Origin of the sequence: Bacillus sp. S3, assembly GCF_005154805.1 — a bacterium.
GTDB lineage: Bacteria > Bacillota > Bacilli > Bacillales > Cytobacillaceae > Neobacillus.
This window is the reverse complement of the sequence record NZ_CP039727.1, coordinates 2,662,024-2,683,622: the sequence shown is the minus strand read 5'-3', so window position 1 is coordinate 2,683,622 and position 21,599 is coordinate 2,662,024. Positions and strand designations below refer to the sequence as shown.

The following is a 21,599-nucleotide window of genomic DNA, read 5'->3' as shown; positions in this document are numbered from 1 at the left end:
AGAATTTCAAAAATGATTTAGGCTGCATACTATTGCCAAGCTAGGAAAAAATTGATTAGAACGTTTATTTCTATTATCCTATAAAGGGAAAGAAATGAATTTTTCGATTCACCTAGGGAGTGAGAATCTAGTGCAAACAAAGAAAGCTTTACCGATTTTATTTGTCGTGATGTTTTTAGTCATGGTTGGATTCGGAATCATTATTCCGGTTTTACCTTTTTATGCTGAAGAAATTGGGGCAAATCCAACGGAACTTGGACTGTTAATGGCCGTTTATTCGCTCATGCAGCTTATTTTTGCACCGATGTGGGGTCAGGTATCCGATCGTATTGGCCGAAAGCCGGTGATGATGATAGGAATAGCCGGTTTAGCAATTTCCTTCTTGATCCAGGCTCTTTCAACTGAACTATGGATGCTTTTTGCGGCGAGAATATTGGGGGGGATTCTTTCATCTGCAAATATGCCGACAGCCATGGCCTATGTTGCTGATATCACAACAGAAGAAAATCGCGGTAAAGGCATGGGGATCATTGGTGCCGCCACAGGATTAGGCTTTGTGTTCGGACCGGCAATTGGCGGTATTTTTTCAAAAATCAGCTTAAGTATGCCGTTTTATCTAGCAAGTGGATCCTCAATTATCACGTTGATTTTGGTATTTATTCTTTTAAAAGAATCTAAACAAAACAAGACTCAAACTTCAAAGGAAAAGACATCGATTTGGAAAGCATTTAACGGTGCTGTATCCGTGCTATTTTTTGTCCAATTATTCATTTCGTTGTCTCTCTCTGGTTTGGAGGCAACGTTTGCTTATTTTGCTGCTAAAAAAGCCGGATTAGACGCCATCCAGCTCGGCTACATTTTCATGATTATGGGCTTTGGCAGTGCATTGGTACAAGGCGGATTGGTCGGCCGATTGACCAAAAAATATGGGGAAAGTGCAGTCATACAAGGCGGTATGATTGTTTCCGCCATTGGATTTGGTTTAATTTTACTTGTACATAATTTTACGACAGCTGCAATTTATTTAACCATTTTCGGCCTTGGCAACGGGGTGATCCGTCCCAGCGTCTCTTCTTTATTAACAAAAACGTCTGCTGCCGGTCATGGAAGTTCAACGGGGCTTTTATCATCCTTTGATTCTTTGGGACGCATTATCGGCCCTCCGGTGGGAGGCTGGCTGTTTTCGATGGCGATAGGTCTCCCATACATTTCGGGCGCGATAATCACTATTGTAGCTTTTCTGTTGTTTTTAACGTTCCGTTCACGATTAAATATGGTAAACACGATGAATTCTTAAACTAAAACTTCCAGTCATACGGCGGCAGTGGACATGCATAAAATGGTACAGGAGAGAATTTCTAAAAGGAGCCCTGTAGCATGAGAAGAAAAACAGTCACAAGTGTTTTTTTGCTTTTGGTTATGTTAGGCTTAGCTGCCTATCTAGATTCCCCTTACTCATTTTTGAATAAGAACTATGCCTACACCGCCGATCAGCCTGTCATGGCACAACCTGTAGAGGTAGAGCAATCTAGTGATGTTCCAGAATTAGAAGAAAAACTTGTAAATACTAAAAGAGTCGATGGCTATATTGTAGAAACATACGAGGAAATTGAGGTTTACAAGGACAAGGATGGGAATATCATTAAAAGTGAACCTACCGGAAAGACAGACAGCATTAGATACTGGGATTACAGTAAGAAAGACCGCTAAACGATAGCGGTCTTTCTTACTAATGGATTCTTACGTTACTTATAAAATTTCTATCCATGTTTTGACGGCGGTTGCCAAAATTAAAATCCCCATAATCATTTGTAATACCTTCGTATTCACTCTTTTCCCTGCATTTGCTCCTAACGGTGAAGCAAGTAAACTGGCAGCAACCATGATCAGGGAAGGCAGGATTGCCACTTGTCCCGTTGAGATCTTTCCGGTAACGGCTCCTATTGATGAAATAAGTGTAATAGCTAAGGAGGAAGCGATCGTCATTCTTGTAGGTATTTTTAACACGGTTAGCATGATGGGGACCAACAAGAACGCACCGCCTGCTCCGACAATTCCTGCCCCAATTCCAACAATGAAGGCAAATAGCGCTGCAAGCCACTTGTTAAATTTAACTTGGTCTAGCGGGATATCATCAATTCCCTTTTTAGGGACAAACATCATGATTACGGCCATCAACGCTAAAATTCCATAAACGATATTAATTCCACTTTCTGGCATGTGAGTAGAGCCGAATCCGCCAATCAAACTACCAAGCAAAATACTAATTCCCATGTAGACTATAAGAGATTTATTTAAAAAACCACCCTTACGATAGGCCCAAACGCCGCCAATTGTCGAAAAAAAGACCTGTATGGCAGTAATACCGGAAACTTCATGCGCTGTAAACTGGCCAACACCGAGTAAGACCGGAATATATAATAACATCGGGAAGTTGATAATTGCCCCGCCAATTCCTAACATACCTGAAATAAAGGAGCCCACAAATCCAATCAGGAAAATCGTGATGATAAAGCTAATGTCCATGGTATCCTCCTCTAAAAAAAGGGAAACAGCATTGGTTCCCCTTTTACATAATTTTTAATCGCTATTATTATCGCTTACTTATTCACTTTGTCTAATGCCAAGCACTCATGCCGCCTTTAACATTCGTTACTTTAGTAAATCCTAGATTTTTCAGCATTTTACTTGCCTTTTGACTTCTCATGCCGCTTTGGCAAATTACCACCACTTCTTGGTCCTTTGACAATTCCTTATCAGATTTCTGTGCAAGCTGCTGGAGAGGAATATTTTTGAAACCTCTAATATGGTTCCCCTTATATTCTCCAGGTGTTCGGACATCGACAAATTGTTTATTCTTATCATTTAATACCCTTTTTAAATCGGCAGTTGAAATATTTGTCACACCTTTTATTGGCAAGAACCGCTTGATAATAAAGAAAAGAAATAGCGCAAGGATAAGATAATTTACTAATTGCATAATATATCTCCTTTGAAACTCATAATATAAACTTGTTTTTCATCACCAGAAACGTTAGACCGACAAATTCCTCAAGAACCCGTTGTTGTACAATTATTGGTTTGTTTTGTTTTCTCAGACATATAATGCCCTCCTTACCGTACTGCACATCGATTTGGTCCAATTTCCATTTCCCTTTGGTGTGCTTCATCCGGAGACATTATCCCCATATTGGTTTTGCGAATTTCCTGATACGCATTAGGTTGTGGCGGTAAGTTCTCGGTTACAAGCTTTCTAAATTCATTTTCATCATGAATTGTAAGACCATGATTTTTTGCGAATAATATACCAAGCTTTTCTGATACACTACCATCATCGTTTAATTCATCAATGATCATAAAATGTGCAGGGAGAACTAGGAGCTCTTCAGATAATTCCTTGTAACGGAAATAAAGAGTTTCCCTTAAATCGCCAACCCAGTCCTCCGCCATTCCAGCGAGATCAGGCCTTCCAATTGAATCAATGAACAAGATATCACCAGAGAGTAAGAATTTTTTGTCCACAACAAATGAGGTAGAACCAATCGTGTGACCTGGAGAATATAATGCCTGAATTGAAATTGTTGTTTTACCTATCGATACCCCATTGCCATCTTCTAATGGCTGGTACTTAAAGGTTACTTCTGTTGCATCCTTCGGCGGCAGCCAGTAAGTTGCACCGGTTTTTTCAGCAATTGTACGTCCTCCTGAAATATGGTCCGCATGAAGATGTGTATCGAAAACATGGGTGATTTTCACATCCATACTTTCAGCAAAATGAAGATAAACATCAGTCATACGTGTTGCATCAATTAATGCGGCTTCACCATTAGAAACAACCATGTAAGACAAACACCCCTTACCAATCCGTACAAACTGATAAATTTCGCCGCCATCATTCAAATCCCCAATCTTGACGGGTTCCAAGTGCTCACTCCACGCCTTCATACCACCTTGTAAGTAAGAAACTGATACCCCAGCTTCAGCAAGCATCTCAGCTACCATAACCGATGAACCTTCCTTAGCACAAACAACTAATATCTCTATATCCGCAGGCATTTTCTCCAAGATCTCTTCTACACCATCGAGCAATTCAAAATAGGGAACATTTAAATAGTTAAAGTTCTCTCCTTCAATCTTCCAATCTTGAAAATCACTTTTATTCCGAACATCGAGAATAAATAACTTTTCTTTATTAAAAACTTTTGCAGTTACATCTTTTGAGGTCATTACATTTACAGTCATTTTCCAAATTACCCCCTGTGGTATTATTTTGGTTAAAAAAAATTAATTAACGATCTATTCCTGTCGTTTGTCCCATCCATTGACTCATACCTGGGACAACATTAATTACGGTCGTAAATCCCTTTTCAGATAACTTTTGGGCTGCAAGATCACTCCGGTTACCAGTGCGACAAACAACATATATTTCATTTTCATTATTTAATTCGGCCATTCTTTCCTCCAATTCTCCAATAGGAATAGAGATGGCATTTGGAATGTGGTTAAAAGCAAATTCTGCTGCTTCCCTTACATCCAGAAGTACGATATTTTCATTTGCTTCCAATTTTTTTTCAAGATCGTCATTATTAATCGTATTTGGATGTTTTTTTTCATTTAACTCATCGTTAGATGATTTTCGAAGATAGTGCTTTAAAACTTCTCCATCTTCAATGGTTCCCAAATATTGATGACCTGTACTTTCAGCCCATGCTTTCATATCCGCTTTTGAACCTTTATCTGTCGCTAAAACTTCTAATACTTGTCCCGCTTCTAAATTATTCATAGCCTTTTTTGTTCTTACAATTGGCATTGGACAAGCTAAACCTTTGGCATCCAGTATGACGTTAGCTTTCATGTTGTTCATCATAATCCTCCTGTTAACTTACCCATCCAGGTATTATTTGTATTAAAAAAATTATTCGACTTTACCTTCCCAAGCAAGCATTCCGCCAGCCATGTTGATTACGTTATATCCATAGCTTTCAAGAAATTGTGAAGCCCGGCCGCTTCTTCCGCCTGAACGGCAAACGATGATATACTCTTTGGTTTTATCCAATTCATGCATGCGAAACTCAACTAAGCCTAGAGGCATACTGATTGCTCCTGGGATTTTGCCAGTCTTTACCTCATCTACTTCACGAACATCAATGATAGTTATTTTCTTTCCTTTATTTAGTAAGGCCTCAACGTCTTTTGTAGAAATTTCTCTCACAGTGTGTTCCTCCTCCTATTTTCTTAGATAAATAGATTTACATTCCCGTCTTGTGCGTCTGCTAAGTAGGCTGCAACACCAGCATAGTCAATTTCATCTAAAAGTTCTTCTTGTTTCAGTCCTAACAAATCCATTGTCATAGTACATGCGACTAGCTTTACATCCTGCTCTTGAGCCATTTCGATTAACTGCGGTAAAGGCATGGCATTATGCTTTTTCATAATATCTTTAATCATTTTTGGTCCAAATCCAGCAAAATTCATTTTGGAAAGTCCCATTTTATCAGCGCCTCTAGGCATCATTTTTCCAAACATTTTTTCCATAAACCCTTTTTTCACAGGAACGTTTGCATCTTTTCGAAGAGCATTTAATCCCCAAAATGTGTGAAAAATAGTTACTTCATGATCATAAGCAGCAGCTCCATTTGCAATAATATAGGCCGCCATCGCTTTATCGTAATCTCCACTAAATAAGACAATTGTTGTCCGTTTCTTATCTGTCATGTCGTTACCTCCTGGTTGTTTTTTCATATACCTGTATAGGTATATTACTAGTTAAAAAAATTATCCCTTTTTAATCCAAAACTTTAAAATATTGTTTTCTTCTTCGTGTTTTACTAATTCATGTCCACTTGATTTAGCCCATGCAGACAGATCATTTTTTGCCCCTTTATCAGTGGTGTGAATTTCTAGTACTTGACCAGATTCAAGTTCATTTATTGCCTTTTTTGTCTTAACAATTGGCATCGGACATGCTAAACCTTTTGCATCTAATACTTTCGCTATATTCACTGATTCATTCCTCCTAAAGAATACTTACCATTACCCCTATGGGTATAATAGTATTAAAAATTAAAGAAGGTGTCAACCCTTCTTTAACGACTTTTCACCAGCAGATTAACCGCTTCTTTTACTAATTCTTCCATACTTCTTTCGCCTTCTTCAGTGGCTTTTTGAACACACTCCACTAAATTAGAACTAACGACAACCCCAATTGTACGATCGATGGCTGTCCTTGCTGCAGATAATTGGGTGATCACTTCTTTGCAATCCTTATTTTCTTCCATCATTCTAAGAATTCCTCTTAATTGTCCTTCAATCCGTTTCACTCTATTTTTCATTTGATCATTATAATCCATGCACGTAACCTCCTTGATACAGAACGATATTGACAAGTTATATAATATACCCATTAGGGTATTTTGTCAACCGTATATTTTTTCAAGCAAAAAGAGCATCAATTGACGATGCCAATATGCCTGTATTATATCTTTTTAATCCAAAATTTAATCACCGTTTCTTACAGAAGAATACGTTTTCCAACCGCCATCTACATTTTTAACACGATAACCGTTATTCTTTAGAATCCGACTGGCTAAATATCCTCTTAATCCTACTTGACAACTGACATAAATGGTCTGATCTTTTGGAATATCCGCTAATTTATTTCTTAGTTCGTTTAGGGAGATATTTATGGAGCCTTCAATATATCCAAATTCACGTTCCATTGGCTCTCGAACATCGATTAAGAGTCCACCCTCTGCAACAATTTGGTCCACTTCATGCCATTGAATATGCTCCAATTCACCTTCTGTGATATTGGATGCCACATAGCCTGCCATATTTACAGGATCCTTAGCAGACGAATACGGTGGGGCGTAGGATAATTCAAGGTTAGTCAGATCTTCTACTGTTAAACCGCCTTTTATGGCTGTAGCAATCACATCGATCCGCTTATCGACACCGTCCGCGCCTACGGCTTGGGCTCCAAAGATTTTTCCAGTTTGTTTCTCAAATATTACTTTTAAGGCAATTGGTGCTGCATCTGGGTAATACCCTGCATGTGAGCTCGGGTGAATATGAACGACTTCATAGGACATACCTAAGCGCTTTAATAGTTTTTCATTATTTCCAGTGGCAGCGACAGTTAAGTCAAACACCTTCGCAATTGAGGTACCCATTGTTCCTTGATACTTCTCTTTCTTCCCCATCATGTTATTCGCAGCTATCCGACCTTGACGGTTAGCAGGTCCGGCAAGCGGGATTATCGTTTTTGCACCGCTTATATAATCAACTACTTCTACTGCATCTCCAACAGCATAAATATATTGATTCGATGTTTGAAGGTACTCATTTACAATGATTCCGCCGCGCTCTCCTAATTCCAAACCTGCTGTCTTAGCCAATTCATTTTCCGGTCTAACACCGATAGACAGAACTGTCATATCTGTTTCCATTTCCGTCCCATCAGATAGGACGATCCGCTTTCCTTCGTCACTAAATGATTGAACACCATTTTCTAAAATTAGCTGTACACCTTTTTCTTTTAAATGACTGTGTAAAATACTAGCCATTTCAAAATCAATCGGAGCCATTATTTGATTGGCCATCTCGATAATAGTTACTTCTATTCCCCTATCCACTAAGTTTTCGGCCATTTCAATCCCAATAAAACCGCCGCCGATAATGACTCCCTTTTTAGGATTGTTAGAATCAACATAGTTTTTGATCCGGTCTGTATCAGGAATATTTCGTAAAGTAAATAGAGTCCCGTTTTCATTTAATCCCGGGATTGGAGGGACAATAGGTCGTGCACCTGGTGATAATAATAATTTGTCATATGATTCTTCGTACACTTCCCCAGTTTGTAAATTTTTGATCGTCACCTTCTTGTTTTCTGGATCGATGCTCAATGCTTCACTGAAATTGCGGATATCCAATTTGAACCGTTCAGACATTCCTCTTACCGTCTGCACTAATAATTTACTTCTATCTTTAATTGTCTCACCAATATAGTAAGGTAAACCGCAATTGGCAAATGAAATATGTTCACCGCGTTCTACAAGGATAATTTCTACCTCTTCATTCATTCTTCTTAATCTTGCTGCTGTAGTTGCACCACCTGCAACTCCACCGATGATGATGATTTTCTTGGTCATTTTATATCCCTCCAAATTTATTTTACAAGAACCCTTCCATTCATACCCTCCAAGATATACCCCCATGGGTTTAATACCTATATGGGTATTATAAACCGCAAAATAAGATTGTAAAGCCATCTTTCCTGACTTTCACAATTTCTTCACAATTAGTGATATTCTTAAATGAGAAAAGACAGGGATTCATTCCCTGTCTTGAACTTTATTACTTGTTTACAATCTTTTTATACCATGCAGCCGCCGCTTCTACCTCATCGACGGTTAACTGATGACCCCTATTTTCCCAATGGAGCTCCACTTTTGCGTTTGCTTTCTCTAATAATGATTGTAGTTCAGCTGATTCGAGCGGGGAACAGATAGGATCGTTTTTTCCAGCGGCAATAAATACTGATTTTCCTGTTAAGTCAGGAAGTTCAATACCTTTTCTCGGAACCATCGGATGATGAAGAATTGCCCCTTTTAATGCATCTTGATAGTGAAACAATAAACTTGCAGCAATATTGGCTCCATTGGAATAACCAATAGCCATAATATTATTTCTATCAAAATGATACTTTTTAGCTGCTTCGTCAAGAAACTCGTTTAACTCTTTTGTCCGGAAAATAAGATCCTCTTCATCAAAAATTCCTTCTGCTAATCTGCGGAAAAAACGAGGCATTCCATTTTCTAATACATTTCCTCGGACACTTAATACAGCTGCCTCATCATCAATCATTCCCGCAAGTGGTAAAAGATCCAGTTCATTTCCACCAGTACCATGCAGTAAAAGTAATGTGGGTTTTGCAGCGTCTTTCCCTGGATTATATATATGTTTCATCTTCTATTTCCTCCATTTCATGATTCTAATTTAGGAGTCGGCCTACATTAACGAAGTTCCAATGGTCTTAATTTCGCTTCAATATCGACGCGTTTTGGTTCCAAAAATGGTGGTAATGCCAGGCTTTGACCCATTGTTTCCATTGGTTCATCTGTAGCGAATCCTGGAGTATCTGTTGAAAGTTCAAATAATATGCCATTTGGTTCTCGAAAATACAATGCTTTGAAATAATATCGCTCAACTTTTCCGGAATTCGGCAAACGGTACTCCTTTAGTCTCTTTGCCCATTGATCATATTCTTCCTCGTTCGGAACCCGAAAAGCGACATGGTGTACCCCGCCGCGGCCTAATCTAGCTCTAGGCAGTTCTGGTCTGGTTTCAATATGGACTTCTGCACCGCTGCCGCCTTCGCCGGTTGCATATACCAATATATCCGGATGCTTTCCATCAAGCGATGGATAAGAACCGACGGAGCGAAATCCCATAACCTCAGTCAACACCCCAATGGTTGGTTCGGCAATGCCAACAGTCAGTGTAACAGGTCCTAATCCGATAATTGTATGTTCTAATGGAATATCGTCACGCTCCCATGGAACCCCTGCTCGTACACCCTTTTCGCCGTTATCTGCGACAAGGATTAATTGTGTGCCTTCGAAATCTCTAAAGGCTAGTGTGTCGCGGTTCGCTCTTTTTTCAATCTCATCATGTTGAATTCGATAATGATCAAAACGGTCTTTCCAGAATAACAATGAATCTGTACTTTTCACCCTAAGCGATACTGTAGAAATATCTGATGTTCCTCTATATGTGTGCCCAAGGCCGGGAATATCAAAGAAAGTAATATCCGTTCCAGGAGTTCCTTCCGCATCCGCATAAAAAAGATGATAGGAGTCTGTGTTATCTTGATTTACGGTTTTCTTAACCAATCGCATTCCTAGAATCTTGGTAAAAAAGTCATAATTTCTTTCTGCTTTACCTGTTAGGATAGACACATGATGTAGTCCTAATAGTTCCACGTACATCACTCCTTGCTATGATTTTATTAGTAATTATCTCAAATTAATTTATCTTGAATATGAGATAATTGTAATTCATAAATGGTAATGTGTCAATAATAGTTTATCAGGAGGTATTTGGTATATACACATTAAAAAAGGATCCTGGACATTTTCTTTAAAGAAAATGTCCAGGATCCTAAGACAGCGTAAATATTATTATAAAAATTTCCCTCTTATTTTGTTAAAATGATTGGTCCCTCTTTGGTGATAATTAATGTGTGTTCATACTGTGCAACAAAGCTGTTTTCGGTAACAAAGGTCCATTCATCATCTTCCACTTGAAATACTTCTTCTTCTAAGGTTGAGATAAATGGTTCAAATGCGATAACCATACCTTCTTTTAACAGGCCGTTGTCCGAAGTTTCGTTATAATTATAAATATACTCTGGTGCTTCATGGATTGTCCGTCCTATTCCATGACCAGTTAGATTTTTGATAACTGTTAATCCATGCTGTCTGGCAATTTGGTGAACGACCTTACCCATTCCAGTTATTTTTGAACCTGGTTTTGCTTTTTTTAGTCCTGCCTCAAATGCTTCTTTTGCAACGCTGCAGATTTTCTTAAATAGTTCATCGCCTTCCCCAACAACAATAGAAATACCCGTATCAGCAAAATAGCCATTTTTGGAACCCGAAACGTCAATGTTTACTAGATCCCCTTCGTTAATAACCCGATCGCCGGGAATGCCATGTGCCACTTCTTCGTTCACACTGATACAAGTATAACCTGGAAAATCATATTCCCCTTTCGGTGCTGAAACAGCCCCTGCCTTTTCAAATAGTGCTCCAGCAATATCATCAAGTTCCTTTGTTGTGATACCAGGTTTCGTTCTTTGTACTAATTCATCTCTTATTGATGCAACGATTTTTCCTATCGCTTTTAAACCATTAAAATCCTCTTCTGTCTTGGCAATCATTCTTCTTTCCCCAATCTAAATAATTTTAGATAAAACATCCATGTCTTAGATTGTACCTAATACCGATGCAAAATTCCATATTGCGCTGTCAGGTTTTCAATGGACAGTGGTTGTCTGTGGGGATCTTTTTTGGCTGTATTACGGTACAAATACAAGCAGCAGCCATCCATATAAGCAAATTAGTGTAAATATGAGCGTTGGTGGAATGACAAGGAGGGTAATCTTCATATATTCAACCCAGGTGATTTGTATTTTATTTCTTTTTAAAATATGCATCCAAATCAGGGTGGCCAACGTTCCTATTGGCAGGATCAGTGAGCCGATATCACTGCCGATGATATTGGCCAGATACACTGTTTTCATAATAAGCGGGTCTAGTCCCATATCTGTCAAGGCGAGAGTGGAAATCATTAAGGCTGGGTGATTGTTAAAGATATTTGACAACAAAGCTGTTATGACACCCATTGTTAAGCTTGCATGTAACAGGCTGTCATGGACGAGTGATGTCAGATTATCTATTAAGATAGACGTTAAGCCGATATTGTGCAAGCCGAAGATGATGACATACATACTAAATGCAAAGATTAATATATGCCATGGAATTTTTCCTGCTACGTCTTTAGGATTTACCTTTAAATAGATCCACCTCCAAATTAATAAGATGATTGAACCGCATACCGCTACAAGTGATACGGAAATGCCAATAAAAGAGGCAGCAAATAGACTAATTCTAACGAGGAATACAAAAATTAACATGTTTATCATGAGTTTCTTCTGTTGGTGAAATAAATTTTCGGCGTTCTTCTGCAAGGGATGGAAAGGCCGATTTTTTTGTAAAGGGATTGAGTAGGAATGGTGGCCAATTTCCGTTGGAATATCCTTCTTAAACACTAGAAACAACAAATAGGATAAGAAAAGTAATCCAAGCACACCAGGAACAAACATCATTTCTGTTTGCAGATAAAGATCCATTCCGATTATTTTCAAAGCGATAAGGTTGACTATGTTGCTAACCCCGATTGGAGCACTAGAAGCAGTTGCGATTAATGCACCACTTAAAAGAAAGGGTATTTTTTGGCTGTTTTTTAACTTAAGATTATTTAAAATGAGGATAAGTATGGGTGTAGTTATCAATATGCTACCATCGTTATTAAAAAATAAGGTCATTAAAAAGCAGAGCAGTAACGTATTCCAAAATAAGCGAATTCCTGACCCTTTTGACAATTTTAACATAAGCGCAGCGGTCCAACTGAAAAAGCCGAAGCTTTCAAGCACAATGGCCATAACGATAGTGGCAATAATGGTGATGGCGGCTCCTGTAACTTTTGAACTTATATCAAGCAGATCGCCCGTCGAAACACTCCCGCTTAAAAATACGAGAATGGCTCCAATCGTGGCTGGTATTGATTCATTCATATTTTTTGGACGGATAAATATCAAAGCCATTGTGAAAATAAATGCAAATATGGTGATGATCATCGTTGATTGATGATACATAAAAATGAATTTTCTCCCTTCAATTAGTTTCCCTTCTTTTTTTCGTTTGCTACCTCTTGTCCTTTGGTCTATTTTACGTAACAGAGGAAGGCTTGTTCTAAACGAATATCTCGTAAGGAAACAAAATAGGCAGGTGTCATTCACCATTTTTACTAGGTATATGAACTAGCAACAATAGGATTTCCTGAGCTTAATTATCATTTCCATCAACAAAAGAAAACCGATACTGTTTAGGTATCGGCATGTTAATGGTTTAAATAATTGATAAAAGACAGATTAACAGTAAAGACTATTCGTTTCCTTTTGAACCATGTGAGCCTTTGGATCCCTTACTGCCTTTGCTGCCCTTTGAGCCGTGCGAGCCTTTGGATCCCTTACTGCCTTTGCTGCCCTTCGAGCCGTGTGAGCCTTTGGATCCCCTACTGCCTTTGCTGCCCTTTGAGCCTTTCGAGCCTTTTGGACCAGGCTTACGCTTTTTAGCTAGCGGTCCATGTTTTGGTCCCTTTTTTCCTTTACTGCCCCTAGAGCCCTTGCTGCCCTTCGAACCTTTACTGCCTTTTGAGCCTTTCGAGCCATGACTGCCGTGGGAACCAGATGAACCATGACTGCCATGGGAACCAGATGAACCACGACTGCCGTGGGAACCGGATGAACCGTGACTGCCGTGGGAACCAGATGAACCGTGACTGCCGTGGGAACCAGATGAACCATGACTGCCGTGGGAACCAGATGAACCATGGCTGCCGTGGGAACCAGATGAACCATGACTACCGTGGGAACCGGATGAACCATGACTACCGTGGGAACCGGATGATCCTCTTGAACCGTGACTGCCCCTACTTCCTCCTTTTGACCCTTTACTGTGCTTTTTTCCCTTTTTTCCTTTCTTGCCTAACTTGAATTCCACAGGGTTATTGACTAAAAAGTCCACGACCCCATTTTCTTTTGCTTGTAATAACAGTTCTTCCATCACCATACTCATTTTCCCCTTCCACCACTTTCTTAAGTTTTATGCTCATTGTTAATTTATGGGGAAGAAGTGGAATTGGTTATAGACAAACATTTATTTTTTTATAATTAACCAAATGCCCATATACGGCACCATTGCTATATTTCGAGCATAATATTTTAAAAATATATATTTATAGGGGTATTACCATTGCAAAAATATGAGATTTTCATTAATCCCAAGATGTTAAACCAGCTGGATAAAGATATTTGGTTGAATGAGCATGTCCCTGCTACCCTAAAAATCGGTAGTGACCAATTTTCAGTCAACATAAAGTATCGCGGAAATGTGATTAGAAAGAAGAAAAAGAAATCCTATGATATCATTTTTCAAAAACCTTATACCGTTAACGGAGCCCACGAAATCCATCTAAATGCCGAATTTAATGATGTATCACTCAGCCGTAATAAGCTATCACTTGATTTCTTTGACAGAATAGGCGTCATCTCACCACACTCCAAGCATATCCTCCTATATATTAATGGCTATTGTAAAGGAATTTATCTAGAGCTCGAATCATTCGATCAATATTTTTTGAAAAAAAGAAATTTACCGCATGGTCCAATCATTTACGCCACCAATTATCACGCAAATTTCTCCTTATTAAATCCAGACAAAGAATTAAAAACAACATTGGACGAAGGCTACACAATCAAATATGGGGAAAAAAATGACCTCGCCAATTTAGAAGAATTGATTGCTATGATTAATACATTAGGCAATGAAGAGTTTGAACAACAAATACCTCAGGTGCTTGATGTCATCCAGTATTTAACGTGGTTGACTGGCGTTGTTTGTACCCAAAACTTCGACGGTTTTATCCATAATTATGCACTATATCAAAATGGTGGAACCGGCCTATATGAAATCACCCCCTGGGATTATGATGGCACCTGGGGCAGGGACCTCCATGGGAAACCTCTCGACCATGACTTTGTGCCTATAACTGGCTATAATACGCTAACTGGGAGATTGCTTCATTTTCCTGATGTGAAAGAAAAATATCGGAATATTCTATCCGCCGTTTTAGATTATGAGTTTACTGTTGAATCACAAACTGAGAGGATTGATGAACTATTTGAATCAGTTAAACCACACCTTCATCTCGATCCGTTTATTAAAACAACCTCGGAAATATTGGATAGAGAAAAGGAATTCATACAAACTTTTATTCAAAAAAGAAATGCTTTTTTGAAACAACAAATGACGAAAATCCAATAAAGGAACAGGTATATGGTTAAATATCATATACTTTTTTTTGCCTATTTTTTACCGCATCTATGAAAAAAAGGCTACTTTATTAGTACAACATCACCCCGTGATACATATAGATGCAGTGTAAATGTTTATTTAAATTAAAGGAGGAAAATTCTTTTATGGATAGAGAAATGATGAATCAACATGTGGGTAAAACAATCAGGGTTGACCGGGGAGGCCCAGAATCTAGAATTGGGAAATTACTGGCAGTATTTGAAGACTATTTTGTCCTATTAACGGAAACCGATGGTGTGGTTTACTACAAGACGAACCATGTCAGAAGCGTGACAGAAAGTTCCAAGGACATCCTGAATTTCGGAATAAAGGTTCCAACAAAATTAGATTACAAGACAGCGGAAAACTTTCATAAACTTCTGGAAAGCATCAGATTCCAATGGGTAAAAATAAACCGCGGCGGTTCGGAGTCATTGGAAGGCGTACTCAGTGATGCAAATAAACATTTCGCTTCACTTATCGTACAAGACGAAGTGGTACGTTTTTCCATGAAACATATACGCAATATTAGCTACGGCTTAATGGTTGAAAAGAAGAAAAATGACTCCGAAAATTCCAATGACGATGATCAAAATGAGGATAACGATAACAACCAAAATAACGATGACAATGAGGATAACGAATAACCATTACGTCGCTTCTCCAAAAGAGAAGCGACACATTATCTCTTAAGGAGGATGAAACATGGGGTTAGATAAATTTTCAGCTGCATTAGATTTATTAAAGGGGTTTAATGTAAATCTCTATGTAGGTGAAGACATTTATAAAGGAAAACTGATTGGCGTGGAACCGGATCATGTGGTAATGGAAACGGAAGATAAATACATTTTTTATTACAACATTGATAAAATTCAAGCGATCACAAAAAACACGAGGCAGTTTCAGCCTGAGGAACCAACAGCGGAGTTTCAAAAAACACAGAGCTTATCAGAACTTTTACACTCATTCCACCATTCTTGGGTAACCATCTTAAGTATCAATAAGCAAAGATTTAGTGGTGTTCTAAGTGATATTGATACTGATTTCGCTACTCTAATTAATGGTGAAGAGCGCATCTTAATTAAAATAACGCACATATCCAATATCTTAAAGGGATTTGTTAAAGAGAAGGAAACTAAAAAGGAAAAAGCTGAAAACAATAATGGCGACAAGAAAAAAGAAGAAAAGAGAAATGAAAAAGAGGTAAAAGAAGAAGTAAATCAAACCCGTCAGACTGCAGAAAAGAAAAAAAAGGTTACGGCCACCAATGAAAAGCGTGAAATAAAAGAAGAAGTGGTGGCAACAACGGAAATGGCTGAACCAGATCATACATTGGGATGGTCAGAACCGATAAAAATAGAAGATTGCATGTCTGTAAAGATGGATGAACCTCTATCCACAAGTAAAAATCAATATACCTCTATTAGTATAACGCCATTAGTTAAAAGTGAATGGAAGAAACCAAACAGTGAAATAAATCAAAAAGAGAAAATGCAAGAAGAACCAACAGGCAGCAAACCGAAATCCATTGAACCTGCAAAGGAAAAGGAACCTGTTAAAGAATCTGCAGTCATTAAATCGGAACCGAAGCCTGTATCCGCACCACCGGCAGCTAAGAAAGAAAGTAAACCAGTAAAATCGCAAGATACAATTGTCACAACTAAACCAGTAAAATCACAAAACACTGGAAATACATCCAAACCAGTAAAATCACAAAACACTGGAAATCCTTCCAAACCAGTAAAATCACATGACAATGGAATGACAACGAAACAAGTAAAGTCACGTGACAATGGAACCACAACCCAACCAGTTCTTACACAGAATGCTGCTCCTAAAAAGACAGAGGATAATAAACAAGACAGATTTGTTAATGACACTAAAAGTGTATGGAAACAAAAAGATCAGGAAAAACGGGCTTTCCGATTCGCCGGTGAACCAGTTTCCCGAGAAGCTGAACGTCCATTCCCGTTTGCTGGATGGCCAACCAGAAAGAAAAGAACCTTTAGATTTTAACCGGAGTCCCCTTGATGAAATGGAAAAACAATTAATGATTCTTAAATCCCACCAATTTTTCAGCAAATCAACATCATCTTACAAATACGAGCTGGGCAGATCTTATTTTTTTTAATACTTTAATAGAAATATCTCCTAAGCCCATCTCTATTTGTATAAGGAAAAAACAAGGAAAGGAAGTGAGTAAATGAAGTTAAAAGAAAACATCGGCAAATATATTAAACTGGAGATTTCTGGTAAGAAATTCATCAGTGGTTTGTTAGTGGATATTGGCAGTGATATATGGGTAGTATTCAATGGCAATGATTATCTTTACATTCCAACTATTCATGTCCAAAACTGGCAATTTCTAAAACAGGATGAAATTGCGGAAATTAGTTTTAATGATGAACCAACACCTATTTATAATCACAATGAAGAAACATCGTTAAGAAAAACCCTTACATCTGCAAAGGGAATTTTCACAGAAATCTACGTAACAAGTAAACAAGCACTGCATGGCTATATTATTAGCATCATGAATAATTATTTTGTCTTTTACTCCCCCTTATACAAAACGATGTTTATCTCCCTTAACCATTTAAAGTGGTTAATCCCGTACACGAATAATCAGCGGCCATATGGTCTAAGTAACGCAAATCTTCCAGTGAATCCGAGCAATATCACATTCGCCCGATCATATGAAGTCCAAATTGAAAAGTTAATGGGCGAATTAATCGTTTTTAATATCGGTGAAAACGAGAATGTCATCGGCAAAATTCAAGGAATTAAGAATAATTTTGTCGAATTAATCGGTGCAAAAGAAGAGCCAATCTATATTAATCTACAGCATATTAAAACAGTCCATATGACCTAGGTTGATCTCTATTTATGGCTGTTTATGAAACAAGCTTTTAGAACTATGCAAAAGAGTGCCACGGGTGGCACTCTTTTTAATTAATAAGCTCTGTTAAACGTGGCTGTTGATTTCCGCTACAGTCGCTTCGCTTTCCGCGGGGCGTGCGGTGAGCCTCCTCGGTGCTAAAGCGCCTGTGGGGTCTCACCTGTCCCGCTGCTCCCGCAGGAGTCTCGCGCCTTCCGCTCCAATCAACAGTGGTAAAAAGTCAACAATGAACTTTAACAGAGCCAATTAATAAAATAGTCATTCTTAAAAAATCAAAGTCTATTTGTTTTTCACATAAACAGTTTCTGATTTTTCCCTCAAACGGAAAGACAGTAATTCAAATGTGATTCCATACAGAAAGGTAATTAAGAACATAGATCCAATCATATCAAAGATAACATGCTGTTTAACAAAAAGAGTTGAAATGATTATAAACGAACCTGAGATATGGATACATAAGGTGTTTAGGATGTGTTTGTTTTTGATGTGGAGCGATGCAAGCATAACGGCAAAAGTTGTCAGCACATGTATACTTGGAAAACAATTAAATGGACGATCATTCATATAAATCCACTGCACTAAATTAGTTAGGAAATCGTCGCCGGTTAGTGCCGGCCTTGGGACTGTCGTCTGGAAAAGGAAGTAAATCACAAAACAAATCAACTCGGCGATGACAATCATTAATAAGGTTTTGAGGTATATCTTTGTATCCTGAAAGCAAAAGTAAACCTAATAACAAAAAATATAAGCATACCAAAGAATATACGGGAGGATAAAGATTGGCAAAAATGGAATTGATTGATCCAACGCCGTTGAAATATCAACCGCTTTATGTGATCGATTATTTAAAAATTGGTAAACCACAGCAAGAAGCGGAATCACCAACAAAAATAGCAAATAGGGAGTTTTTCTAACTATTTTAATCACAACCACCCCTCCCCTTAAAAAGGATAAACTTGAATAATATGAGATAAATAGACAAAATAGACAAACCCATTTAATAATACCATAACTACAATGAAAATACATATTTTGGTGTCAGGCACCGTCCGTGGACAGTGTCCGCTCAAGGCGGACATTTATTCGTTTGGAATGGTTTTTGTTTATAGTCTTTGGTGTAGGTTTTCTGCCTCCCCAATAATCTTATTCATTAATTCGCGAACGGTTAATGGTTTTGCTAATCTAGGACTTTGTCCTGACCATAGCGACATATATTCGATGGATCCGGCTGCTGCAGATGCCTTTCTAATTCCCTTCGTTAGTTCATTTTGCAGGGGATATGCCGGGAGAACTTCATCATATGGTTTCATTTCTTCGATAAAGCGATTATGAAGGCCCCTGGCTAATTTACCTGAAAATGCCTTGGTCAATACCACCTGGTCTTCTGATGCCTTCATAATCGCCTCTTTGTGAAGAGTGTTTGCCCCGCTCTCATCACAAACAAGAAAAGCAGTACCCATTTGCACGGCATGAGCTCCGAGGCATCTTGCAGCCATGATTCCCCTGCCGTCCATTATGCCGCCTGCTGCAATAAGCGGCAGGCTGATTACATCGGCAGCCTGTGGAATGAGTGACATTAATCCAATGTGGCTTTGATTCTCTTTCCCAATGAATGTTCCGCGATGCCCGCCCGCTTCAGCTCCCTGGACGACTACTGCATCCATTCCTGCCTTTTCAATCATGATTGCTTCCTGAACCGTCGTAGCAGTTCCTATCAAAAAAGACGAATTCTTTTTAAGTTTCGTTACCATTTCTTGCGACGGGATTCCAAAGGTAAAGGAACAAATTTGAATGTTTTCTTCCATTATTATATTAATCTGCTGCTCGAAGATATCTAGATCCTGTTCAAAGGTTGGAAGGACCGGTACTTCAATAATCTGAAATTCTTCCCACATTGGTTTTAATAAATCATTAGCTTTTCGGAGTTTGCTAGTATCTGCCGTGTAATTTGCAGGAACAAATACATTAATTCCGAATGGTTTATCCGTTAACTTTCGTACCTGAGAAATTTGGTTACGTAATTGCATGGGACTTAAGTATCCTGCAGCTATCACTCCCAACCCGCCTGCATTTGAAACAGCAGCAACTAATTCAGAGGTTGTCGGTCCACCTGCCATCGGTGCTTGAATGATTGGATAATTTATGTTAAATAATGTGGTTAACTCATTTTTCTACATGCTTTTCACTCCCCATTCGTTGTTATAATTTATAAAATTGAGACTTTCTTCAATCATCATTTATTGTAATTAAGTTTTGACAATGCAATAATTTTAAATAAAGGATAACTTACTGAAAAAGCTGGTGATAGTGTGGAACGGATAATTTTATTTGATGGAATTTGTAATCTTTGCAATAGCAGCGTGCAATTTATTATTAAGAGGGATCCTAAGGCGAAATTTAAATTTGCCTCTCTCCAAGGACAATCCGGTCAAGAGTTATTAGAAAAATATGGTCTAAAGACAAACCTAAACAGTTTTATTTTCATTGAGAATGAAAAAATTCATATGAAATCAAGTGCAGCTTTACGTGTTGGAAAACAATTAAATGGAGCTTGGAAGCTGGTATCGATTTTCTTCATTATCCCTCCAATTATTCGCGACACCCTTTACAATATCATTGCGAAAAACCGCTATAAATGGTTCGGAAAAAAAGAAACCTGCCTCCTCCCATCCCCGGAATGGAAAAACAGATTCTTAGAATAAACCTACCAACTAATAATTTATTCCCTTTTGCATACCTTTTTAGTAATACTATTTTACTCAGCCAGGAGGAAAAAAATGGATATTTTTGTTAGGCGCGGGGATTCTTTATGGCATTACAGTCAATTATTTAAAATCAATTTACAGCTTATCATTGATTCGAATCGAATGATTCAAGTGAACAGCCTCAACATTGGACAGCAGGTACGGATTCCCGGGTTTGTTGCCCAAGAATACCAGATTCGCCATGGTGACACATTATGGAAAATCGCCCAAAATCGCCATCTTCCACTTGAAGCGATTCTTTTGGTTAACCCTAACATAAACCCAAATAATTTGAAGACAGGCCAGATCATTAAAGTTCCACTCCGGATTACATGGAGATTAGTGCATGGCGGACAAAACTACGATTACAAATTGTTGCTGAATGATATCAAACGGCTGCAGGCAGTCTATCCGTTTTTGCAAGTCTCTACAATAGGGAATACAGTTTTAGGAAAAACCATTTCAGAAATCCTCATTGGTACCGGTGGTAAAAAGGTTCATTATAACGCTTCATTTCATGCGAATGAATGGATTACCACACCCGTCCTCATGACCTTTATAAATGACTATTTACTTTCTTTAACAAATCAAAATACTATTCGCGGTCTATCCACCTTTCCTATTTATCAGCAAAACACATTATCAATTGTCCCAATGGTAAATCCCGATGGAGTGGATCTAGTCTTACATGGACCTCCTGCCAATGAACCATGGAAACAGCGAGTAGTTGAATACAATAAAGGCAGCATGGACTTTTCAGGATGGAAGGCAAATATAAGAGGTGTCGACCTGAATGACCAATTTCCGGCGAAATGGGAATTAGAGAAAGCGAGAAACCCCGACAAGCCGGGCCCAAGGGATTATGGCGGCGAAAAGCCATTATCCGAGCCCGAAGCAATCGCTATGGCCGAACTGACAAAAAAACGAGATTTTACGAGAGTACTAGCCTTCCATACACAGGGTGAAGTGATTTATTGGGGGTTTGAAAATGCCGAACCACCGGAATCTGAAGTCATCGTGAAAGAATTTAGCAGGGTCAGTGGCTACGAGCCAGTCAAAACAATTGAAAGTTATGCTGGTTTCAAGGACTGGTTTATCCAGGACTGGCGGCGGCCGGGCTTTACCGTTGAGATTGGCAGAGGCGTCAATCCCCTTCCAATCTCACAATTTGATGAAATCTATCAAAAAACACTAGGTATATTCTTAGCAGGACTATATTTGTAGAAAAGAAAAGCGCAAGCGCGCTGGACAATTCTC

22 protein-coding genes and 3 pseudogenes are annotated in these 21,599 nt (G+C 38.6%); 9 read left to right on the top strand and 16 right to left on the bottom strand.

Annotated elements, in window-relative coordinates; all coding sequences use genetic code 11:
* Window positions 1-130 precede the first annotated feature (130 nt).
* Window positions 131-1,297, top strand: a complete 1,167-nt coding sequence (locus FAY30_RS12860; RefSeq protein ID WP_149870252.1) for an MFS transporter — start codon at window positions 131-133, stop codon at window positions 1,295-1,297.
* An 80-nt stretch (window positions 1,298-1,377) separates the two neighbouring features.
* Window positions 1,378-1,710: a hypothetical protein gene (locus tag FAY30_RS12855; protein ID WP_149870251.1), complete on the top strand. Its 333-nt coding sequence runs from the start codon at window positions 1,378-1,380 to the stop codon at window positions 1,708-1,710.
* Window positions 1,711-1,749: 39 nt separating this feature from the next.
* On the opposite strand, the gene FAY30_RS12850 is transcribed toward FAY30_RS12855, so the two are convergent.
* The 14 genes and pseudogenes from FAY30_RS12850 to FAY30_RS12785 all read right to left on the bottom strand — a co-directional run bounded on the left by FAY30_RS12850 (window position 1,750) and on the right by FAY30_RS12785 (window position 13,421).
* A complete protein-coding gene (locus FAY30_RS12850; RefSeq protein ID WP_149870250.1) occupies window positions 1,750-2,526 on the bottom strand; it encodes a sulfite exporter TauE/SafE family protein in 777 nt (258 codons plus the stop codon).
* A 91-nt stretch (window positions 2,527-2,617) separates the two neighbouring features.
* The gene (locus FAY30_RS12845; RefSeq protein WP_149870249.1) at window positions 2,618-2,980 is read right to left on the bottom strand and encodes a rhodanese-like domain-containing protein; all 363 of its coding nucleotides are present in this window, start codon (window positions 2,978-2,980) and stop codon (window positions 2,618-2,620) included.
* Between the two features lie 134 nt (window positions 2,981-3,114).
* Window positions 3,115-4,249, bottom strand: a pseudogene (locus FAY30_RS12840) (MBL fold metallo-hydrolase).
* A 39-nt stretch (window positions 4,250-4,288) separates the two neighbouring features.
* Window positions 4,289-4,864 carry a sulfurtransferase TusA family protein gene (locus FAY30_RS12835; RefSeq protein ID WP_149870247.1) on the bottom strand — a complete coding sequence of 192 codons (576 nt, stop codon included), beginning with the start codon at window positions 4,862-4,864 and terminating at the stop codon, window positions 4,289-4,291.
* Between the two features lie 51 nt (window positions 4,865-4,915).
* Window positions 4,916-5,212, bottom strand: a complete 297-nt coding sequence (locus tag FAY30_RS12830; protein WP_149870246.1) for a rhodanese-like domain-containing protein — start codon at window positions 5,210-5,212, stop codon at window positions 4,916-4,918.
* A 23-nt stretch (window positions 5,213-5,235) separates the two neighbouring features.
* Entirely contained in the window at window positions 5,236-5,715 is a 480-nt protein-coding gene (locus FAY30_RS12825) for a DsrE/DsrF/DrsH-like family protein (RefSeq protein WP_149870245.1), read from the bottom strand.
* 60 nt (window positions 5,716-5,775) lie between these two features.
* Complete coding sequence (locus tag FAY30_RS12820; protein ID WP_149870244.1) at window positions 5,776-6,003, bottom strand: sulfurtransferase TusA family protein; 228 nt, start codon at window positions 6,001-6,003, stop codon at window positions 5,776-5,778.
* An 83-nt stretch (window positions 6,004-6,086) separates the two neighbouring features.
* Entirely contained in the window at window positions 6,087-6,350 is a 264-nt protein-coding gene (locus tag FAY30_RS12815; protein WP_149870243.1) for a metal-sensitive transcriptional regulator, read from the bottom strand.
* A 147-nt stretch (window positions 6,351-6,497) separates the two neighbouring features.
* Window positions 6,498-8,150, bottom strand: a complete 1,653-nt coding sequence (locus FAY30_RS12810; protein ID WP_149870242.1) for a CoA-disulfide reductase — start codon at window positions 8,148-8,150, stop codon at window positions 6,498-6,500.
* 205 nt (window positions 8,151-8,355) lie between these two features.
* Window positions 8,356-8,967, bottom strand: a complete 612-nt coding sequence (locus tag FAY30_RS12805) for an alpha/beta hydrolase (RefSeq protein WP_149870241.1) — start codon at window positions 8,965-8,967, stop codon at window positions 8,356-8,358.
* A gap of 47 nt (window positions 8,968-9,014) precedes the next feature.
* The gene (locus FAY30_RS12800; RefSeq protein WP_149870240.1) at window positions 9,015-9,983 is read right to left on the bottom strand and encodes a ring-cleaving dioxygenase; all 969 of its coding nucleotides are present in this window, start codon (window positions 9,981-9,983) and stop codon (window positions 9,015-9,017) included.
* A gap of 215 nt (window positions 9,984-10,198) precedes the next feature.
* The gene (map, locus tag FAY30_RS12795; protein ID WP_149870239.1) at window positions 10,199-10,942 is read right to left on the bottom strand and encodes a type I methionyl aminopeptidase; all 744 of its coding nucleotides are present in this window, start codon (window positions 10,940-10,942) and stop codon (window positions 10,199-10,201) included.
* Between the two features lie 138 nt (window positions 10,943-11,080).
* Window positions 11,081-12,439, bottom strand: a complete 1,359-nt coding sequence (locus FAY30_RS12790) for an arsenic transporter (RefSeq protein ID WP_149870238.1) — start codon at window positions 12,437-12,439, stop codon at window positions 11,081-11,083.
* A 289-nt stretch (window positions 12,440-12,728) separates the two neighbouring features.
* Window positions 12,729-13,421 (bottom strand): hypothetical protein, encoded by a 693-nt coding sequence (locus FAY30_RS12785; RefSeq protein ID WP_149870237.1) that lies wholly within the window; start codon window positions 13,419-13,421, stop codon window positions 12,729-12,731.
* A gap of 177 nt (window positions 13,422-13,598) precedes the next feature.
* Between FAY30_RS12785 and FAY30_RS12780 the strand changes: the two genes are divergently transcribed.
* The 4 genes from FAY30_RS12780 (at window position 13,599) to FAY30_RS12765 (ending at window position 17,571) form a co-directional block, all read left to right on the top strand.
* A complete protein-coding gene (locus tag FAY30_RS12780) occupies window positions 13,599-14,669 on the top strand; it encodes a CotH kinase family protein (RefSeq protein WP_149870236.1) in 1,071 nt (356 codons plus the stop codon).
* 155 nt (window positions 14,670-14,824) lie between these two features.
* Entirely contained in the window at window positions 14,825-15,346 is a 522-nt protein-coding gene (locus tag FAY30_RS12775) for a hypothetical protein (protein ID WP_149870235.1), read from the top strand.
* 58 nt (window positions 15,347-15,404) lie between these two features.
* Window positions 15,405-16,715 carry a DUF2642 domain-containing protein gene (locus FAY30_RS12770; RefSeq protein WP_149870234.1) on the top strand — a complete coding sequence of 437 codons (1,311 nt, stop codon included), beginning with the start codon at window positions 15,405-15,407 and terminating at the stop codon, window positions 16,713-16,715.
* Between the two features lie 187 nt (window positions 16,716-16,902).
* On the top strand, window positions 16,903-17,571 hold the full coding sequence (locus tag FAY30_RS12765) for a DUF2642 domain-containing protein (RefSeq protein ID WP_149870233.1): 669 nt from the start codon (window positions 16,903-16,905) through the stop codon (window positions 17,569-17,571).
* Window positions 17,572-17,877: 306 nt separating this feature from the next.
* On the opposite strand, the pseudogene FAY30_RS12760 reads toward FAY30_RS12765, so the two are convergent.
* Window positions 17,878-18,306 (bottom strand): annotated as a pseudogene (locus tag FAY30_RS12760) (phosphatase PAP2 family protein); the annotation flags it as partial.
* A 71-nt stretch (window positions 18,307-18,377) separates the two neighbouring features.
* On the opposite strand from FAY30_RS12760, the gene FAY30_RS27840 reads away from it, so the two are divergent.
* A complete protein-coding gene (locus tag FAY30_RS27840) occupies window positions 18,378-18,512 on the top strand; it encodes a hypothetical protein (RefSeq protein ID WP_263315354.1) in 135 nt (44 codons plus the stop codon).
* A gap of 189 nt (window positions 18,513-18,701) precedes the next feature.
* Here the strand turns inward: FAY30_RS27840 and FAY30_RS12755 are convergent.
* Window positions 18,702-19,769 (bottom strand): annotated as a pseudogene (locus FAY30_RS12755) (NAD(P)H-dependent flavin oxidoreductase); the annotation flags it as partial.
* 138 nt (window positions 19,770-19,907) lie between these two features.
* On the opposite strand from FAY30_RS12755, the gene FAY30_RS12750 reads away from it, so the two are divergent.
* Both FAY30_RS12750 and FAY30_RS12745 read left to right on the top strand, forming a co-directional pair.
* The gene (locus tag FAY30_RS12750; protein WP_149870232.1) at window positions 19,908-20,300 is read left to right on the top strand and encodes a thiol-disulfide oxidoreductase DCC family protein; all 393 of its coding nucleotides are present in this window, start codon (window positions 19,908-19,910) and stop codon (window positions 20,298-20,300) included.
* 75 nt (window positions 20,301-20,375) lie between these two features.
* Window positions 20,376-21,566, top strand: a complete 1,191-nt coding sequence (locus FAY30_RS12745; RefSeq protein ID WP_149870231.1) for a M14 family metallopeptidase — start codon at window positions 20,376-20,378, stop codon at window positions 21,564-21,566.
* Window positions 21,567-21,599: the final 33 nt, after the last annotated feature.

Bases quoted from the DNA above. Each gene is read 5' to 3' on its own strand.
- FAY30_RS12855 (WP_149870251.1), top strand. From the start codon at position 1,378: ATGAGAAGAAAAACAGTCACAAGTGTTTTTTTGCTTTTGGTTATGTTA.
- FAY30_RS12850 (WP_149870250.1), bottom strand. From the start codon at position 2,526: ATGGACATTAGCTTTATCATCACGATTTTCCTGATTGGATTTGTGGGC.
- FAY30_RS12845 (WP_149870249.1), bottom strand. From the start codon at position 2,980: ATGCAATTAGTAAATTATCTTATCCTTGCGCTATTTCTTTTCTTTATT.
- FAY30_RS12835 (WP_149870247.1), bottom strand. From the start codon at position 4,864: ATGAACAACATGAAAGCTAACGTCATACTGGATGCCAAAGGTTTAGCT.
- FAY30_RS12825 (WP_149870245.1), bottom strand. From the start codon at position 5,715: ATGACAGATAAGAAACGGACAACAATTGTCTTATTTAGTGGAGATTAC.
- FAY30_RS12815 (WP_149870243.1), bottom strand. From the start codon at position 6,350: ATGGATTATAATGATCAAATGAAAAATAGAGTGAAACGGATTGAAGGA.
- FAY30_RS12810 (WP_149870242.1), bottom strand. From the start codon at position 8,150: ATGACCAAGAAAATCATCATCATCGGTGGAGTTGCAGGTGGTGCAACT.
- FAY30_RS12805 (WP_149870241.1), bottom strand. From the start codon at position 8,967: ATGAAACATATATATAATCCAGGGAAAGACGCTGCAAAACCCACATTA.
- map (WP_149870239.1), bottom strand. From the start codon at position 10,942: ATGATTGCCAAGACAGAAGAGGATTTTAATGGTTTAAAAGCGATAGGA.
- FAY30_RS12790 (WP_149870238.1), bottom strand. From the start codon at position 12,439: ATGTATCATCAATCAACGATGATCATCACCATATTTGCATTTATTTTC.
- FAY30_RS12785 (WP_149870237.1), bottom strand. From the start codon at position 13,421: ATGAGTATGGTGATGGAAGAACTGTTATTACAAGCAAAAGAAAATGGG.
- FAY30_RS12775 (WP_149870235.1), top strand. From the start codon at position 14,825: ATGGATAGAGAAATGATGAATCAACATGTGGGTAAAACAATCAGGGTT.
- FAY30_RS12770 (WP_149870234.1), top strand. From the start codon at position 15,405: ATGGGGTTAGATAAATTTTCAGCTGCATTAGATTTATTAAAGGGGTTT.
- FAY30_RS12765 (WP_149870233.1), top strand. From the start codon at position 16,903: ATGAAGTTAAAAGAAAACATCGGCAAATATATTAAACTGGAGATTTCT.
- FAY30_RS12745 (WP_149870231.1), top strand. From the start codon at position 20,376: ATGGATATTTTTGTTAGGCGCGGGGATTCTTTATGGCATTACAGTCAA.